An 18323-nucleotide genomic window follows, 5' to 3' on the forward strand; every position below is an offset into this window, starting at 1 on the left:
TTGATTTGTCAATTTTCCCAACCCGGATTCTGATCCAGTGTCGGTACTCTTTTTATCTCCTGTCTATCAATAGGGAGTAACACCATCTTGTCTTTGAAGACCCTGTTTCTCACCGTTCTGTAATTACAGATTACACGGTTGTAATATCCATCCCTTTCACGCCTTTCTGTATCCATCCCCATGATGGGTTTTGATTCCTCTTCTTTGACGATACCCCAACGGCGTACATCATGATAGCGCAACCCTTCGTGCAGGAATTCGATCATACGTTCGGTTTTCAATGCTTCAAAGAAATTCTCGGGTGTGCTGACCTCTTCATCGGTCAGGCCGGGAAGACCGGCTCTATGACGCACCTGATTGAAGGCTTTCTTGATTTCATTCAAATCCCTGGATACGGTATAGGAAGTATATTCGTCTAACTCAACCGTATGTGTTTCCGTCAGGTTATTCAAACTTTCGGCGTACATCAGCAGGATATCGGCATAACGTACAATCGGAAATGATTTCGAAAGGACGGCTGCGTTAGCTCCGCTCCATGCATCATCAGGATGGATATATTTTTTCAATACATACCCGGTAATAGGATAGTTGCGAATGTCACCCTGCGTGGCAGCACTTCTTCCGGAGTTTTGATCCAATCCGTAAAATGCCTGCTGCATGAATTTACCGTTCTCGGTAGTGGAATTCATGGGCCACAAACAACCACTATAACCTATGCTGGCATAAAAGCGAACTTCCCTGTTGATATACATATTGCTTACATTGGGTCGGATAGTATATCCTGAAAATGACCGGTCGGTAGTGGTAAAACCTTCCTCGGTATAGGGATAGTCATCACTCGAGTCGTTAATGTTTCGTCCATCTGCCATTTTATAGGCATCAATAATTTTTTGGGGAACACAGTAACAATTCCACCCGCCGAACTGTGCCGGAAATGAAAGATTGGTAGCGCTTCTCACTCTACCGGAATTCTTGCCAAAAACATACTCTTTGTTTTTAAAGCCTAACGATTCACCGTTAAACATGTCGGCATAAGAACGGTAAGGATCTATGCCTGCAGCACCGTCTGGCCAGGGTTTATAGTAATCGGGATCATGGGTGATGCCCTGTGGTAACTCGGGTGTATCGAAACTGGCTTCTACGGTATGCAGGGTGTAATTCATATCCATTACTCTCCTGCATGCGGCAGCAGCAAGCGCCCATTTTTTCTCGTCATAGGTTTGGGATATATAATGTACCTTGTCGGATTGACGGACAAAGTCTGAGAAATAGGTTCTGGCAGCCTGTCCACCGTTGTAGAGCGGGCTGGCTGCATATACCCTCAGCCTTGCAATTAGTCCATAGGCGGCACCTTTTGTCGGGCGCCCGAATACATTGATCGGCACGGTTGGGGGAATGTAGGTAGCGGCGGTCTCCAGTTCGTTACAGATATACTCTATACTCTCATCGAATGTGGAGCGGTATTTCTGGTAAGCTTCCGGTCCTAAGCTGGTTTCATACACCTCATCTCCGGCAATCAGTAACGGACCGTAGTTCAACAGCAGGAAATAATATGCATATCCCCGCATAAAATGGGCATATCCTACTATTTCGCGCCTGTCTTGCGCGGTTAATTCCGGGCATTCATTAATACGAGCAAAAATGGTATTGGCTTTCCTGATCACCTGGTACATGGCTGGCCATATATTCATATAGCTCAGGTTGTCGGCAGTGATTTCGTCAATCGGGAAACGTTGTGGAACATATGCCCCTTCCCACATAGTGAATCCTTCATCAGATCCAAGTATGGCGGGATAGTAGCTGTGGTCGAATATGTTATCTTCGTCGGGCAATAATGCAGCTGCTCCCCACAGGAATCTCTCCACGTAGTCTTTGCTCTGGAATACCGAATCGATATTTATCTGATCCTCAAAATAATCACTTACATCCAAATAATTACAGGAAGTAAATAACATTACGGATAATAGGATTGCGAAAATTGAAATTCTTATCTTTTTCATGCTTGTTCCCTTTTCTTAAAAATTAATATATAACTGAAATGCCACTGTGAGAGGTATCGGATATTCATATCCATTTTTGTCAGCCTGTTCGGGATCCCATATCTTTACCTTGTCCCATATCGCCAAGTTCCTACCTACCAGTTGTAAATCCACGGAGTTGATACCAATGAGATTTTTTAAAGCTTTTACTTTCAGATTATAATTCATCGTTACTTCTTCCAGTCTCAGGTAACTGCTATTACCCAGCCAGAAAGAAGACAGTTTATCGTTATTTTGGTTCGTCCCATAATACAATCGTGGGAAGCGGGCATTCGGATTTTCTGTGGAAGGATCCCCTGAATACCACGCAGGTGTCCATCTGTTTTTCTGCTCTTTTACCATGGAGAGCACATTTCCTGTTTCTCCGCCATAGAAGGGAATGTAACCAAATCCATTACTATTCATAAAGAAGTCGGTTTTCCCGGTTCCTTTAAACAATACCCCGAAAGTGAGATCTTTGTACCTGAACTCACCGCCGAAGCCGTACATCAAGCGGGGAAAAGGGGAATAGGATAGCGGTACTCTATCGTCATCGGTAATCCGTCCATCACCGGTTATATCCTTGTATTTTATATCACCTGGACGCACGTTCCCAAACTGGGTAGGGCTATTGAGCACCTCTTGTTCATCTTTGAAGAGCCCGATTGCTTTGAATCCTCTCAACACATTATAGGGCCTTCCTGTATAGGAAAGATATTCATATCTTTGATAGGGTTGTTCCCAGTTATTGACCATGGATGTGGAATAGGTGTAATTGGCCCGCAGCGTGAAATTCATATTATCATTCAACTTATGGTAGTAACTGATATTCCCATCGGAACCATAACTTGACATGGAACCCACGTTACCATAAGGCATCTGCATCGACCCTACCCATGTGGGGAGTTGGGTACGCCGCTGGAAAATACCATCACGCCGATCATTGAAAATGTCCACCACGAATTCGAGGTTATTGTTAAATAGTTTTCCTTCAATACCCACGTCGGCTTTTTTTGCCACTTCCCATTTCAGGTTATCGGCACCCACCACGGTCTCGATCAGTCCTCTTCCTCCCCAGCCACCAGTTGCACTGGGATTGATAAGAGTGAGGTATGGAAAACGGTCGTTGGAGATACGGTCATTCCCTACATGGCCATATGAGCCTCTGAACTTCAGATAGCTCAGTACGGGTATTTTTTCCTGTACCCACTCATATTGGGTGGGGACCCAACCGAGTGCCACGGAGGGGAAGAAACCGAACTGTTCTCCCTTTTTGAAGTTCTCCGATCCGGTATAACCGAAATTGACATCGAGCATATAGGTATCGCGGAATCCGTACGTCAGCCTTGAAGAGATCCCTTGGTATCTTTTGGGGATAGCCGTCATGCTGGAGCTGTTTCTGGTGTCTTTATCACTACTCATATAGTAGTAAAGTAATCCTCCCACACGGTGCTGTTCATCTATTGCCCTGTCATAATTTAGATTCGCTTCCAAATGGTATTTCCTCGATTGCCATTCATTTTTCACATATCGGGCAGGATAGGCATTGACACGCCGGATCATGATCAGTTCACCATTGGTATTGCGTCCCCGGGCTCTGTAGAGGTCCGGCATTTTATCCCGCCTTTCGTCGAAATTGGATCGGTTGTCGAATGCTCCCTGTATCTTTGCCGTCAATCCTGGTGTAATAGACTTGAGGTCTTGCGTGATCGCCAAGGTAACCATATTCTTATAACTTTCCTGGGTACTCATTCCCGTATGATTCAGCAATACATAAGGCGAAATAGCATCATTCGTACCATATGCCGGGAGCATACCATTCGAATAGGATGTCGGTACAGTCAGTGGGGTTAATCTGGCCTGTGATGACCACAACCATGACGTATTTGCCATACCGGGTTGATTCGTGATTGATATATAGCCATCCAGACCCATATAGATTTGTGTGGTCTTGGTGAGATTAATGTCGAGGTTCGACCTGTAATTGTAGGTATTGTATCCCACATCTTTGCGATATTTGCTCGTTTTATCCTGTTTATAGGCTGCTGTTTCTGTTGACATCCCCAAACTCATAAAGTATCTGGCCACCGTTCCTCCTCCCTGGGCGCTTACATAATGGGTGTTTTGCCAGGAAGTAGTATTGAGTATCTCCTCCCTCCAGTTTACATTGGGGAAAAGATCGGGATCAAGACCGTGTTTGATGATGTCTAACTGCACATCGGAATAAAGAGGCTGATTGCCGGAAACCTCAGCAGCTTCATTGGCCAACAAGGCGTAATCGTATGCTCCCAAGTATTCAGGCATTCTTTGCAGAATAGATAATTTCACATTTGATCTTACCGTAATCTTCAATCGGTCATTCTCACCGCGTTTTGTAGTGATTAGCACAACACCGTTTGCACCGCGTACACCATATACCGCTGTAGCCGAGGCATCCTTCAGGATCGAGAAAGACTCAATATCGGCCGGATCCACCTGGCTGAGTGTTCCTTCCAATCCATCGATCAGTACTAATGCGCCACTGCTGGCTCCGAAAGTACCGATACCGCGTATCCAGAATTCGGAAATATTTTTTCCCGGTTCACCGCTGGTCTGTAACGAAATCACGCCCGGAACCCGTCCTCCAAGCATATTGTTTAATGAAGTAGCAGGCGTTTGTATATCTTTTACATTTACGGAGGTTACCGCACCTACTACACTTATCCTGCGTTGTGTCGTACCCATGGCCGTGATCACCACCTCTTCCAGTTCACTGGTGGTTGGTGTCATCTTTATAGTCAAACCGGGCTTTGATTCCCGGACCGGATATTCTACCCTGTCATATCCCATATAAGAGAAAATCAGAATATCACCTGCAGCTGCCTTTACTGAAAATTTCCCTTCAACGTCGGTTAACCATCCTGTTCCAGGGCGGTCTTTCAGGAAAATAGTGACTCCAATCATAGTTTCTCCATGCTCATCTTCCACTACACCACTTAATATGAAAGTATTGTTCTGTGCATGAATCATAGTGCCGGAACAGATTACCAGTAATCCACTCAGGATCCATTTCAAAAGCGAATGTTTTGTCATATTCTTATGTTTCATAGTTTTTATTGAATCGTTAACTTACGGATCGCCCTGTTATAGTAATCTGCGATATATAAAGTCCCTTCCTCGTCGATCTTCATACCCCAGAAACGATCGAAGAGTGCTATTTCGGGATCTCCATCCAGGTACCCTTTTGTTCGTGGTATTCCTGCAATGGTAGAAACAATCCCATCGGTGGAGATACGCCGTACACAATAGTTGTCAGTGTCACCTACGTAGAGATTACCATCCTTGTCGAAGCATATCTGGCAAGGATTGTTGAATTCCGCCAAAGCCTTGGGACCATCGGCATGCCCTTTTACACCCGATCCCGCGAATTCATCAATTTGGTGGGTGATCATATTGAGGGTATATATCTTGTCAGTACCTACAATCGGCCCATCAGCGGGATTCATGGAAGAGGGATTGACAAAATAGAGGATATGTTTGTCGAAAGGATGAAAAGCAAGATATACCTGTAATTTTGTCTGAATACGGTCTTTGAGGATATCTTTCATCACTAAAGAAGCAACCCTGGTTTTGGGATTGATTTTGACTAATTCCCCACGGGTGGTGATGGTATAGATCATACTGTCGACTTCACTCACAGTGAATGAATATTTACCCGATAAGTCAATATTATCTCCCGGTTGAATGGTAGGATTGATCCTTCTTGGTGTCCATTGCTGTTCAGGGTCAAACTCATAATAATAAGGCATACCGTTCATCGGGAAGTAAATTACTTCTCCCTTGGCATCAGTACATCCCGACATCATCTCACCTGCGGTACTCACATTCATCAATGTGACTACCGAATTCCGCTCTTCATTGACAATTCTTGCACGGGCTTGCCATTCACCTACAAAAATATTTTTCTCTTTATCCACTGCGAGATAGAATGGATTATCGAAGCGGGCCTCTACCAATGTGCCATCCACAGTCTTCTTCTCTTCGGGAGTACCTGCTACCGTATAGACATGTACTTTCGTTTCGTAATAGAACGGTTTCTCATATTGCAAGGAATCTTCTCCTATTACTACAGAAATAGTACAGGTGTCGCCCGGAAGCCTGGGTGCTAATACATAAGCAAGGTTCCCAATGGTACGGATTACCTTACCCTGTTTTTTGTTAAAATAGACTTTCAGTTTTGATGCGTCGGTACCAAAATTTTTACCTTTGATAATTACCTGTGAAGCCATACCTCCTGTCTCGGGAATGAATTCAGTGAGTTCTACAGGTTTACTCGGATCATAAGGTTCACCGGTATTTCCTTCATCAACCTCCTTGTCTTTGCATGATATACAAAACACAAGAAGCATCAACATGATCGCTCTGATATGTCGATACCAAACTTTCTTATTGATTTCAATTTGCATAAGTAAGAATGTAAAATGTTAAATTTTTTGTTACTGAAAAATAAATTGTTTTTTTTTGATATTTTAAACATGCGATATTAATTGGCTCATAATGAACTAAGACCATTTCATTTTCAGAGCTATTCGTTATTTTTAATGTACAGAATACTATATTTTGGTCTAAGTCGATTACTATATATTTAAAAATTTTTCATTCTATTATATAGTACAAATATATGGCAATCATATAATCGCTTAATGTGAAAAATGATATCAATACTAAGAAAAATGATATTATTTTTAGAGTGATTACAACACTTATTAATATCTGCTAAAATCAGAAGATTGTTATTTATTCAATTTTTGTTACTCCTGCAAAGCTGAAATATTGTTCTGTAATCTTTAATGCATCCATTGTTTCTCGGGTTTCCATACTTCTCAGGTGACCTGTATTGAATCCATTTCCTGTATCGTTGTTGTAAACCCAGGTGGGGGTAGGCCATAGGCAGGCACGGAATTTTACTCTCCGGTAGAAATCCATTGAAACTCCGTTTTGTCCGTGATGCGACACTTGTATATAATCGCAATCCAACTCATCTTTGAATGGTCCGTTCAACAACTTATCTCCGGCCTCTCTGCCTGTATCGGCAAGAAATAGTACTGATTTTACAGGATCAGAGACTCGTATTACCACGCTTGAATTGTTATAAGGGTTAGTTCCCTCGAGCTCTTCATTTTTAATTCCCAGGATTTTAAACGTGGTCTTGCCGAATGTGAGAACCATACCGGAAGTTACCTCGGTAGATTTTATTTCCGATTTCTTTACTGTTTCATAATATTTCACGGCATCCTTTTTAGAGCCAGGTTCCGAATTCAATAGATTGTCAGAAAAGGAGGACTGGCAGATTTCCCGTATCGTGATCCCTTTCGGGTCTTCCAGTATTTTCGTCAATGCTCCGATATGATCGGCATGGGGGTGTGTTACAAACCAGCAATCCACCACATTGCCCAACGCAGCCAGAAAACCTCTGAGGTAATTTTCCTCTTCCTTTACCCCTCCGTCCATCACGATGATCTTGTTGTTATCTGTACGGATCACATAGGAATTACCGATGGTGTTGATCTGTGACGGTAATTGCCAGAGTGTGAAGGTGTCGTCTTGTTTGGAGAAGGAAGGTTGTTGGTTGAAATAACCCATTTTTCGCCAGCGGCGCTCGGTATCTTTCACCCTGTAACAGAAATCCTGGTAGTCCTTGCTGGCCGCTTTGGTCCATCCGTTTTCGGCATAAGCTGCAAGGCGGGGGAAAATCTGGAAGTATAAGCGCGTCAGATTGGGTGTGAATTCGCCCCACATCTGGCATCCGGTGCCGAGTATTTTGGATTCTTTCGATTTTTCCAACCCTTCAGGTATCGGATTGAAGGAGTAAGCTTTTTCGAGCGGTATTACTTCATAAGGATAGTCGAGGTAGGTGAAATGGCGGTTTGAGTTTACCACATCATATCCTTTTTCAATGGCTTTGTTGACAAGGCTGATATCTCCATCCCAGAAGTGGACAATGGTGCCTTCCGATAATTTCTCCGACTGGCTCTCCTGGATATGTGCCTCATTGCGTATGTTGTCACCTGTTATTTCGTTCCATCCCATCATCTTCACCCCTTTCGATGCGAGGTATTTCGAAAAGCGGTTGATCGACCAGACCTGCAGGTCGGAGAAGGTCGGGATATTGTTCTCCTTCATGAACGCTACGATCTGCGGATTATGCTCCCAATGAGAGTGGTCGGCTTCGTCACCGCCGATATGCAGGAGTTTGGAGGGAAATAGTTCAATCACTTCATCCAGCACATCATGCAGGAATGCTTCCACCTTGGGGTCGGTCACATTGTAGAGGTCACCCCAGATACCTTTTCCCTCTTTACTGCTGCTTGCGCCAAGCCATGGATAAGAAGCTATGGCAGCGGAAGCGTGTCCCGGGACTTCTATTTCGGGCATAATTTTTATTCCTCTGTCGGCTGCATATTTTACCACTTCACGGATTTCGTCCTGGGTGTAAAACATCTTCTTGTCGGGGAAAGTCTCTTCCCATTTCTCAAGCGTGAAATCCCTGTGGGAGAAGTCCCGTTTGGAGCCTATCCGGGTGAGTTCGGGATATTTCTTTATTTCGATCCTCCATCCCGGATCGTCGACCAGATGCCAATGGAAAGTATTCATTTTCAGTCGGGCCATCTCGTCGAGGAATCTCTTTACCGCTTCCATTCCATGGAAGTGGCGGCTTTCGTCGAGCATGAAGGCGCGCCAGGGAAATGCCGGTTCATCGGTGACCGTGCAGACGGGTAATGAAACACTGTTGTCTCCAGATTTCACTATCTGGGCAAGAGATTGGAATGCATATAAAGCTCCGTTTTTGGAGGCTGCAGATAGGGTTATTTTCCCTTTGGGGGAAATTTCGAGTTGGTATGCTTCGGGGTTTTTGGAGAGTTTGTTGTTGGCATTGACGACAATCATCGCCTTCTTTTTCTCGTTTACGTTTACTATTTCAATATCAAATTCCCGGAAAATTGAAGTGAGGTATTCCCTGTCGATACCCAATTGCGAAGGAACATAAACTGTCCATTTTTTTTGCAGGGTGACCTGTTCGCCTGAAATGGTTTCCTTAAGTGGTTTGGGAACAATCGGCAAAGAGTTGTTCGATTGTACTGCCGAAATAAGTGATAGAGAGAATAAAAATGTCAGTATCAGGTGCTTCATCTTGAATATATTTGTTTTAATTGCCGATTTACTGAAAAAAGATACAGCCGCGAACGGCCGTAATCTACAACGGACAAAAATAAAACTTGTCCCGCTCTATTGTACTGTGCAATATGATAAAAAGTAAAAGAATAATGACACTATGGTTCATTCTATTTTTTAGTTATAGAGCCAATTGCTTTTATTATGTCAAAATCTACTTGATGATCTCCAAATCCATAATGTATAAATCCCCTTTGCCCAGTATATACTTCTGCCGCATAATTTGAAACCTTTATCGGATCATAAGGGCCGAAAACATTCTTACCGTTTTTACTTAATTCTCTTAAAATTTGTCCATGGTCCACTACTATAATTCCTCCTGTTATTCCGATATCGGATGTTGATGAAGGGTGGTATGCGAAATATGTACATCCGTTTGAGTTTGTGGGACGTGAATTATTATTCCAACATGTTTTAAATCCGTTTTGATGGGCAAGAACAATTGTTTCAGATTCAAAAGTTTGCCCTTCTTGTGTTTGAGTCTCGGCAACAGGCTGAATTACAACACCCTCTGGGCCTTCATCAAATATAATTTCACGCCCTCTTCTTATTTGCGATTTGTAATATGCCAATCCCTTTCTGTCATCGCCATATTTTCCGGATCCTTTATTATCGTTGACGATAGAAACCATTAGAACGATATTACGTTTCCGACATTCCTTCACCAGTTTTTGGTACGGTTTCTTCAGATCATCCGGATTCTCATAGTAATGGCTTCGGCCTTCTTGTTGAGAATTCCAACAGAAAAATTCAATTGTAACCCAATTAACATTGTTCTTTACCTGAGCATCCAGCCACTTTTCAAAATCTTGTGAAAACCAATGGTTTACCGGGCCATATCCAAGAATATTCTTAACGTTATATTCGTATTCCTTAAAAGATGGAGAGTTCATTCTGTCAAGAACAGAACATGCGCAAATAGTATGGCATAAAAGAGCCAAAATCAGGATTTTTATTTTTCCGCTTTTTTCTCTGTTTCTCATTTGCGACGAGAGGGATAAAGTGACAATTGATAGAATTTCTTTTTTCATACCATTAACCATTTAAAATCAGTACATCCCCTCTTTTATTCGCTCCGAGATTAGCTTTGAGACGAAATATTGAAGTTTATATCCCTTAAATAAAGAGAGTTATCATTTAAATACCAGCCAACTTTATATCTGCTTGTCTCCTCGGGAGGGATTATCGCACCCGTCACCCAACAAGCGTAACCATAGGGTTCTACCGGATATACCGATAGACCTACCCCTCGTCGTCAATATTTTGTCCAGCGTTTCTTCGTTTCCGGAGGAAAGGGGGATAGTACTTGAATCCGAAGTAGAGCTCCCTACTTTTACGTCATTGCCGGATTCATGCCCTCTTAAATAACTTTGTCATTCTTCTTCATCGGTTGTCGATACGCTTTGTTTCTGATTTCGTCCAAGTCGAAGGTCTTTTCGTAAGATCCCCGTCTGGGGGTTGACGATCTTACTTGATATTTGACAAAAAACGTTGCTTTGATCAATTGACAATCTGTGCCGCCTCGAAATGTATTCGTATAAACCTGTCCGGGGTCAAGCAGAACATGATAAGGAAGATCATCCAGTTTAGATTGATAAAAACGATAATCGACAGTATCCTTACGGGAGCAACGAACATCAATAAATGTGTTATGTTCTAAATCAAAAAACCAGATATCCGTTTTGAAGTCCGTCTTGTTTTTTATTTCACAAACGAATGTATCCGGTTTGTTGAAGGAAAATTCCACCGACACGTCTTCTTGGGAGGGAAGTGTTATCGGAAAGACGTACAGTTCTTGATACGCCTTTCTTCGAAGTTCCTCCAGGTCGAAGGTCTTTTCGTAAGACCCCCCTCTGCGTGTTGGCGATCTTACTTGATATTTGACGGAAACCGTTGCTTTGATAAATCGCCAATTTGTGCCGTCTTGAAATATTCTCGTATAAACCTGTCCGGGGTCAAGTCGAACATGATATGGAGGATCCAGCTTAATTTGATAATAAACATTACGAACAGTATCCTTACTAGATCCGATTATGTCGAAACGAATGTCTGTAAGCGGTTCATCTTCTAAATGATTAAATCTAATATCCATTTCGAAGTCCGTCATGTTTTTTATTTCACAAACGAACGAGTCCGGTTTGTTGAAAAAAAACTCTACGGATACGTCTTCATGGGCGGAAACTGAAAATGAAAAAAAACAGGCTCCGATAAACAAAATGGAGGCGATATAAAATACTTTATTTGTTTCCATTGTTTTTTGTTTAATTCCTTTGGATTTAATTGCTTATGAGAATCAGTAGTTGTAACTGTTCGCGAGTTTATATGTTTAAAATGTTTAAAAACAGCAATATTTGAAGACGCTGATTCTACTGCTATATTCCTATTTTTCGTACTTTTCTCACATCTAACCACATTAGAATTTGAATTTTACAGGTATCTATCTCGGCACTCTTCTCGCCTTCCCAAATACGGGTAACACAACAATCACTCCACAACTGGTTGATATGTTAGATTTTTCTATGCTGCCATGTAAAGTAGCAACCACTAAAAGAACTTGCTCGGTATCTTCTTTGTTCTCAAATTCAAAATATCCATCAGCGGTAGTCTCTATCCTTTTATCTCCGAGGCGAACTGAAACCCGCATATCCCCGACATCAGGTGAAGCACCTCCTAAAGCTTCACCTTTGCTTATTTCACCAGAAAACATATATCCTTGGGTTATATATTCCGACACGCTCCTGTTCGTCAGACTGATTCACATTGATTATTTAATTCGTTTGTTGTCGATCTCTATTACGGTCTTTTTATCTTTATCTCTTCGTATGACACGCGGTACTCTCTTTACCTTATTCGCAACTTTTTTTGTTTTGACTAATTTTCCATTTTTAAAAATCATTTGAATATAATCCTTTTTCACCCATTCTAATTGATCTTCTTGCCAGGTTTCTTTATTATAGGCAGTATTGTAGGTTTTCTTTACAAATAATGTATCCGAAAACCATGTGGCAGGCATTAACCCGTATCTTTCATCTTCTTTTGCTCTAATATTATCTCCTTCTGAAATATTATTGTATCGAGTATCGAATTTTTCACCCGTAAATTGTTCTATTATGGCATATTGATCTTTCCTCCCTTGATCAATTTCTACGTTATCAAAAAGAACTCTGGTCAGGTATAACTGTTCATCCTTAATAAGCCAGATGCATTGGAACTCTTTGTCATAGGGACCTTGGGAAAACCATTCTTGAAAATAACGAGGCATCTGTACCGGAAAATCATGATTTTTGTAGACTCCCTTATAACCCTTGAGCATGAATAAGGGTGATCGGCCCATTATATGCTGATCGTTATCGTTCTCGATGAATAGTATATCATTCGATTTTAATATTTTCTCACTGAAATGATCAATGGGGATTGTGTCATTTAATATAACCTGGGAATATAATTGTAACGAGAGGAGTGAAACGATGATTGATAGAATTTCTTTTTTCATACCATACACAATTTTTAGTTCGCTGTTTTGTAGAGATAGTATAACCTTTACGGTTTAGGAGTTCTCTTTTGCATATCACCGGAATATCCACTCTTTCCAGGTTTTACAATATATCCTTTCTCCACTAAATTCGGGGTACTTTTGGTCTTTACCAATTTTCCACTCTTAAAAATCATTTGAGTATAATTCCTTCTTCTCCAGTCCAACACATTTTTTTCCTGATCTCCCGGTTCATTGTAATTATGAGACTTCTTTACATATAATGTGTCTGAGAACCAAGTGACAGGCATTAATCCATATCTTTCATTTACTTTTGCTATAATAGTATCTCCTTCTGAAATATCATTGTATCGGGTATCGAATTTTTCACCCGTAAACTGTTCCATTATGGCATATTGATCTTTCCTCCCTTGATCAATTTCGACATTATCAAAAAGAATTCTGGTCAGGTATAATTGTTTATCTCTGATAAGCCATACGCATTGGAACTCTTTGTCATAAGGTCCTGTGGAAGTGCGATCTTCAAAATAGCGAGGCATGTATTCCGGGAAATTATGCTTTTTGTAGATTTTTTTATAACCTTTGAAAGAGGATAAGGGTGACCGGCTCACTAAATATGGGTCGCTATCTCCGTCAATGAATAATATGTCATTGGATTTCAATATTTTGTAACGAAAATAATCTTCCCAGATTGGAATTGTATCTCTTTTCGATTGCTGGGAAAACAATTGCATTGTAAGCAACAAAGTGATAATTGATAGAATTTCTTTTTTCACACCATACACAATATTAGTTCGTTATTTTGTAAAGATGTACTGAATATGCCGAAAATTGATCTGTAAACTTTTTACCATCCTCTATATCTATTGTCCGGTCTTCACCGATCACTTCCACTCTTTTCCCTTTTTGAATGGTGAACGCGGCTGTGGTATTACCCGGCCTCATCGACATGGCGAAGATATAAAATGTATTATCTGTTTTTTTTGTGATATAATCTATTGGAACCCTGGAGTTACTACTCCCTACCGAAACATAATCCTGAATTGTCGGGCTGTTAAGAACCGGAGCCAATGCTGTAATCTGTTCATTAATTTTTCCGACTTCCAATATCATTTCTTTGTCATGTAAAAGAGCGGCAGCCTCAGTTCCCTCTGCAAAAGAATGGCAAAAATAACCAATCCCGGATACGCCGTGGATTAAGCCCATCCATACTTGCGATTTTACCTCTTCGGGTGTTGGTCTCCTCTCTCCTTGATTAATTTGGGTTGTTTCTATCCAGCACCATGTCGGTTTTGAATAACCGGACCACTCCCGTAAACTGTCCACACCTTTGGCTATGTACCATAAGCTGTCCCTTACCTCTTTTTCACTGCTGTTGACGGGATATATGTCGAATGACGCAATATCACACCCTTTCAGGTATCCGTCATTCGCCATTTTGTACATATCCGTTCTGCCGGTACACTCACCCCTTCCTACCCAATGGGTGGCTGCTATACCCCTCCCGAGATTCAGGTACACCGGGCGTGAAGGATCCGCCAATTTCAATTCCTTGTAATAGTCTATTATCTTAGAGGGGTCAATACAGGGATCATAGCTGTTTGTGACCGGATTCCACTGCGCATTATCCGGCTCATCTCCATGCATCCAGCCGTAAATGAGGGGTTCCTGAAGATTCTCTTTGGCAAACTCGTTCAAGTCGGCAATCACTTTCATATCGGCGGCTTTCAGCAGATCCAGTTTCGTCTGGGTCAGGCCATCCCAAATGCCGACATACATATTAATGCCATGGTTCTTGTACGCCATGGCATCCTGGGGCTCCTGTAACCATACCGCAATAGGGAAAAAGGAACTCTCCTTATTGTACTCCTGAGAACTTTGGTCGTTGTTCAGTGGTTTCCTGTTGGCACATGACAATAATCCTCCCTGACATACAGCTGTCAGAGAAATGATAAACACAAAAAGAAACGATAGTTTTGGTTTCATAATGGTTTGTCATTATGCATGCGATTGATAGTCTGTGAATCTAGTTAGGGAGAATAGGCCTTTCAACTCTTCTCCATATTTCAGTTTCAGGATTGCCCTCAGTTGTCCCAAGATAAAATGTTTTATATAGGATGTTGTTCTCAATTTTAAATTTTTGTTGGAGGCTTTTGCCCATAAAAGAACTGTTTATATTGTATGTTATATTCTCAATATAAACACTATCCGATTCAAGGGTTATATTTCCTTCGTTGACAATAAAACCTCCTTGGGGTGTGTATAAAAAGAACATAAAACTACCATCAGGATCAATCCTCATGAAATTACCCGGACAAAGCGTTATCTCTTTTCCCGTATTATCAATAAAGGTGTTTTGGAATATCCACAGACCGACCAGTGGCGAGTCTTTTAAATCTTCCCCCGGATTTTGCGCATTCATAGTTAATCCACTGCCTATGATCAGGCAAATTGCTAAATTGAAAATAGTTGTTTTCATTGGTTCTCTTTTTTATGTTATTAGTAGGATAGGTCTAATAAAATAATCTCTTTTAATGAGAAACAGATGTGCAATCCTCTAAGAAATAACCGTGATGGGTATATCTAATATAAAGGCATATTTCTTTAAAATACCTGTCACATGGCCGATGCCGATTGCACAATGATGAGAGGGGCCGGTCATGCTCCATCTCTTGATGAACTCTTTGGCAGAAACGGAGAATTTATATCGGCTGTTCAGGTTGCCAATATTCAGGATAGGGCCAGGCACCGATTCTCCTTCCGCTGCGAGGAGCGACAGGCCATCGTTTCCTTCTACTACCGATAACAGGGTTGCAGGACCCTGTTTGACCGACATCTGGATGGAGAGCCCTTTGCCGGGTTTACCGTGGTAGACGGGTAACGGAACCAAGCGCACTTTCTCTTCGGAGATGATGAAATGAGCGGGACCGTCATGGCCGAGCATAATCACATCGTCGTTAAAGTCCATCGCGTAGAATTCGGAGAAGCAACCGCCAATCCCCATCAATGCCATTATCTTCATTGCCTGGGCATTTTTGATTTCATATTCTCCGGCTACGGGTATGTTTCTTCCGGTTAGTAAAGTGTTTCCGGCAATCACGGAGGTGATGATATTCTCATACTCGTTTCCGTTCATGCCGGCATAGTAATATGCCATTGATCCCAACCGATGTTTCTCTACTAACCTGTCCAATGCGACGGAGGTCTGTGCTGCCCTTTCGATTTCATCTGAAGAACAGGAAGGATCGATCACAAATGCACCTTCAAACTCCCTGACTTTCCCTTCGATATCCTCCTTGCCGACAGATTTTCTTATGGCTGCCAACTCGCACATCTCAAGCACTTCAATATGCGTGCCGAAAGTTGTGGTCTGCAGGGTCATGTCGGAATAAACATCGACCATTCCCCCGTAATAATTGCCAAGTACTCCCATCCGGTTTTGCCGCATTCCTGCGGAAATTTTTGCGGCTGTGATCCATTCGGCGATCTCTTTCCACGCCTCGTCATCATCCAGGTATCCCGAAACGATGTCATATTTGATATGGGCACGGTTGAAGACCGATGAGAATTCAGGAACAGAACAGGCTTGGCAGTTCGCCAACCATTCACCGGTCATCGCACCCCGGTCGGTCATGCTGTTCAGCTTGTCATATTCAATGGCCGGTAGCGGCTGCATATTGAGTAATATGACCGGTACTTTCAACCAGTTGATAATGGGTATGAGGGTAGAGGAGAGGGCATAAGTGGAAATGAAAATAAACAATAGCTCCACATCCTGTTTTTTCATGAGAGAAGCAGCGTCATTCGCCTTGTCAATGTCATCTACCATACCGGCATCTACCACCTCGATGTTTTTATAAGAGAGCATCTTCTCTTTTATCCTTTCCTGATAACGGGTTAACCGGTCGAGAAGACCATCGAACTGGTTCCAATATGTATTTAGTCCGACGCCTATTAAGCCTATTTTTACTTTTTCCATGTAATTTAGAGTGTTATATGCGCTAAAAGTAGATATTAAATATATTGGGTGGATGTGATAAATGATATGGATGCTGTGTTGGATGATATTTGATTGTTATGTTCTATTTCATCCTATTGATTCGCTTTGGCATCATCTTTTCCGGCGTTTGATTTGTAACCCGATATCAGTAGTGTATTGCGGAGTCAATAAAAGCAATTTACCTCCGGGGTGCTTTATCTTAGGGCTGTTATCATAGAAGAGGCCGGTGGAAGGGTTCATCCACCGTATCTCATATTTTCCTGCCGGAAGGTCAATCGTAAGTTCATCCTGGCGAATGCCGCCGAATGCCTCGTAACCCCATACTTCAGGCTTACCGTCCCCTTTAATCTTGCTTCGATGCAGATATATTGCATATTGTTTCCCTTTCTCACCCAGTACTCTCACAAAAGAAGAATCCGGTTTGGCCAATACCATCTCATAATCGGGAGCCATGCGTGCATAATCGAATCCACTCATGAAACGCTGTAGATTCTGCAGATATTTATTGATCTTTACTGCATCTTCCGTGCCTTCTGCATTGTGGGGAGTATATTCCCAACTGAGGTTATTATAGGCGCCTCCTCCTCGCAAAATATGATCCCATGCTTCTATACGGGTATCGGTGGGATTGGAATGGATCACTGACCCCATCGTTTCATCCATATTTACCACTTTTTTCAGGGTGAGCAGGGTTTCCAGCGGTTTCATCTCTTTTACCCGTACGTAGTGAAAATTGAGTACAGAAACATCAGGGTTATCGAATACGGAGAAACAGGTAGCAATCAAGTGTTTCTTGGGCAGTCCTGCTTCCGTATCCTTGATGAGTTTCACCATATGATTGTGCCACTCGTCCACAGCGGTCGTGTCAGTAATGCCATTATAGGGCTCATTGGATATTTCATAGAAAAGATTGTCAAAATCATTCAGTTCTGTAACGATTTTTCGTACCATAGCCTCCTGATAAGCGAGCAACTGATGGTCATTTTTTGTTTGGAACTTACTCCAGCTTCCTTCCCCTGAAGGACCGATTCGCTGGATATTATTGTCCGGATGCAACGGGCTGTTGCACCATAGTCCGTCACCGTATTGATTCCCGAAAAGTGTAAGTTCTACAATGATATCCTTGGCTTTTGCCTCTGTCAGCAAATCTTTCAGGCGTTCAAAATAGTGTTCGTCCCAACTCTCCAGATCAAATTTATTCCCTCCATTGCGGTATCCCGGCACATTACTACGCGCCCAGGGTACGATAACCCGGTCGGGGCGGGGAGCGAGGGTATTGTTATACTTCATCCAGCCAATATCCTCTTCACGTTCAACAAAAGAGCCGGTAAAGAGCCGGGTATAATTCATCCTGTATTTACTGATAGCATCAAAGTACTTGACATAATCAAAATCGAGGTTGATCAGTGCTCCGTAATGTTCTGCGCTTGTAATCAACAGAATAGGCTTATTCTTATAGCTAAAATAGTTGCTGTTCCCAGGGTGCAGTTTTATCGGCTGACCCAGCAGTGAACCGGTTGAAGGGCCAAAGGCTATCAGGCACATTATTGCTAAAGATAGTAGTCGGCTGTGGCCTGTTTTACCTTTTTGTCGCATAGAC

13 protein-coding genes are annotated in these 18323 nt (G+C 42.2%); all 13 read right to left on the reverse strand.

Going from position 1 to position 18323, the window contains the following annotated elements; genetic code table 11:
- Positions 1–8: 8 nt before the first annotated feature.
- A complete protein-coding gene (locus tag VB073_RS09890; RefSeq protein ID WP_323404002.1) occupies positions 9–2000 on the reverse strand; it encodes a RagB/SusD family nutrient uptake outer membrane protein in 1992 nt (663 codons plus the stop codon).
- A gap of 15 nt (positions 2001–2015) precedes the next feature.
- Positions 2016–5105: a TonB-dependent receptor gene (locus VB073_RS09895; RefSeq protein ID WP_323404003.1), complete on the reverse strand. Its 3090-nt coding sequence runs from the start codon at positions 5103–5105 to the stop codon at positions 2016–2018.
- A 5-nt stretch (positions 5106–5110) separates the two neighbouring features.
- Entirely contained in the window at positions 5111–6463 is a 1353-nt protein-coding gene (locus tag VB073_RS09900) for an IPT/TIG domain-containing protein (RefSeq protein WP_323404004.1), read from the reverse strand.
- A 331-nt stretch (positions 6464–6794) separates the two neighbouring features.
- Complete coding sequence (locus VB073_RS09905) at positions 6795–9188, reverse strand: family 20 glycosylhydrolase (RefSeq protein ID WP_323404005.1); 2394 nt, start codon at positions 9186–9188, stop codon at positions 6795–6797.
- Between the two features lie 152 nt (positions 9189–9340).
- Positions 9341–10261: a hypothetical protein gene (locus tag VB073_RS09910; RefSeq protein ID WP_323404006.1), complete on the reverse strand. Its 921-nt coding sequence runs from the start codon at positions 10259–10261 to the stop codon at positions 9341–9343.
- Positions 10262–10590: 329 nt separating this feature from the next.
- Positions 10591–11481 (reverse strand): hypothetical protein, encoded by an 891-nt coding sequence (locus VB073_RS09915; RefSeq protein ID WP_323404007.1) that lies wholly within the window; start codon positions 11479–11481, stop codon positions 10591–10593.
- 186 nt (positions 11482–11667) lie between these two features.
- On the reverse strand, positions 11668–11964 hold the full coding sequence (locus VB073_RS09920; RefSeq protein WP_323404008.1) for a hypothetical protein: 297 nt from the start codon (positions 11962–11964) through the stop codon (positions 11668–11670).
- Between the two features lie 30 nt (positions 11965–11994).
- The gene (locus tag VB073_RS09925; RefSeq protein ID WP_323404009.1) at positions 11995–12723 is read right to left on the reverse strand and encodes a hypothetical protein; all 729 of its coding nucleotides are present in this window, start codon (positions 12721–12723) and stop codon (positions 11995–11997) included.
- Positions 12724–12770: 47 nt separating this feature from the next.
- Positions 12771–13499: a hypothetical protein gene (locus VB073_RS09930; RefSeq protein ID WP_323404010.1), complete on the reverse strand. Its 729-nt coding sequence runs from the start codon at positions 13497–13499 to the stop codon at positions 12771–12773.
- 13 nt (positions 13500–13512) lie between these two features.
- Positions 13513–14709 carry a hypothetical protein gene (locus VB073_RS09935; protein WP_323404011.1) on the reverse strand — a complete coding sequence of 399 codons (1197 nt, stop codon included), beginning with the start codon at positions 14707–14709 and terminating at the stop codon, positions 13513–13515.
- A 40-nt stretch (positions 14710–14749) separates the two neighbouring features.
- Positions 14750–15202 carry a DUF4488 domain-containing protein gene (locus tag VB073_RS09940; RefSeq protein ID WP_323404012.1) on the reverse strand — a complete coding sequence of 151 codons (453 nt, stop codon included), beginning with the start codon at positions 15200–15202 and terminating at the stop codon, positions 14750–14752.
- A 78-nt stretch (positions 15203–15280) separates the two neighbouring features.
- Complete coding sequence (locus tag VB073_RS09945) at positions 15281–16702, reverse strand: L-fucose/L-arabinose isomerase family protein (RefSeq protein ID WP_323404013.1); 1422 nt, start codon at positions 16700–16702, stop codon at positions 15281–15283.
- Positions 16703–16834: 132 nt separating this feature from the next.
- Entirely contained in the window at positions 16835–18319 is a 1485-nt protein-coding gene (locus VB073_RS09950; RefSeq protein ID WP_323404014.1) for a cellulase family glycosylhydrolase, read from the reverse strand.
- Between the last annotated feature and the right edge of the window lie 4 nt (positions 18320–18323).

This window comes from Proteiniphilum sp. (genome assembly GCF_034927365.1).
Taxonomy (GTDB): Bacteria; Bacteroidota; Bacteroidia; order Bacteroidales; family Dysgonomonadaceae; genus Proteiniphilum.

Coding starts and splice junctions, on each gene's coding strand:
- VB073_RS09890 (WP_323404002.1), bottom strand. CDS start 2,000: ATGAAAAAGATAAGAATTTCAATTTTCGCAATCCTATTATCCGTAATG.
- VB073_RS09895 (WP_323404003.1), bottom strand. CDS start 5,105: ATGAAACATAAGAATATGACAAAACATTCGCTTTTGAAATGGATCCTG.
- VB073_RS09900 (WP_323404004.1), bottom strand. CDS start 6,463: ATGCAAATTGAAATCAATAAGAAAGTTTGGTATCGACATATCAGAGCG.
- VB073_RS09905 (WP_323404005.1), bottom strand. CDS start 9,188: ATGAAGCACCTGATACTGACATTTTTATTCTCTCTATCACTTATTTCG.
- VB073_RS09910 (WP_323404006.1), bottom strand. CDS start 10,261: ATGAAAAAAGAAATTCTATCAATTGTCACTTTATCCCTCTCGTCGCAA.
- VB073_RS09915 (WP_323404007.1), bottom strand. CDS start 11,481: ATGGAAACAAATAAAGTATTTTATATCGCCTCCATTTTGTTTATCGGA.
- VB073_RS09925 (WP_323404009.1), bottom strand. CDS start 12,723: ATGAAAAAAGAAATTCTATCAATCATCGTTTCACTCCTCTCGTTACAA.
- VB073_RS09935 (WP_323404011.1), bottom strand. CDS start 14,709: ATGAAACCAAAACTATCGTTTCTTTTTGTGTTTATCATTTCTCTGACA.
- VB073_RS09940 (WP_323404012.1), bottom strand. CDS start 15,202: ATGAAAACAACTATTTTCAATTTAGCAATTTGCCTGATCATAGGCAGT.
- VB073_RS09945 (WP_323404013.1), bottom strand. CDS start 16,702: ATGGAAAAAGTAAAAATAGGCTTAATAGGCGTCGGACTAAATACATAT.
- VB073_RS09950 (WP_323404014.1), bottom strand. CDS start 18,319: ATGCGACAAAAAGGTAAAACAGGCCACAGCCGACTACTATCTTTAGCA.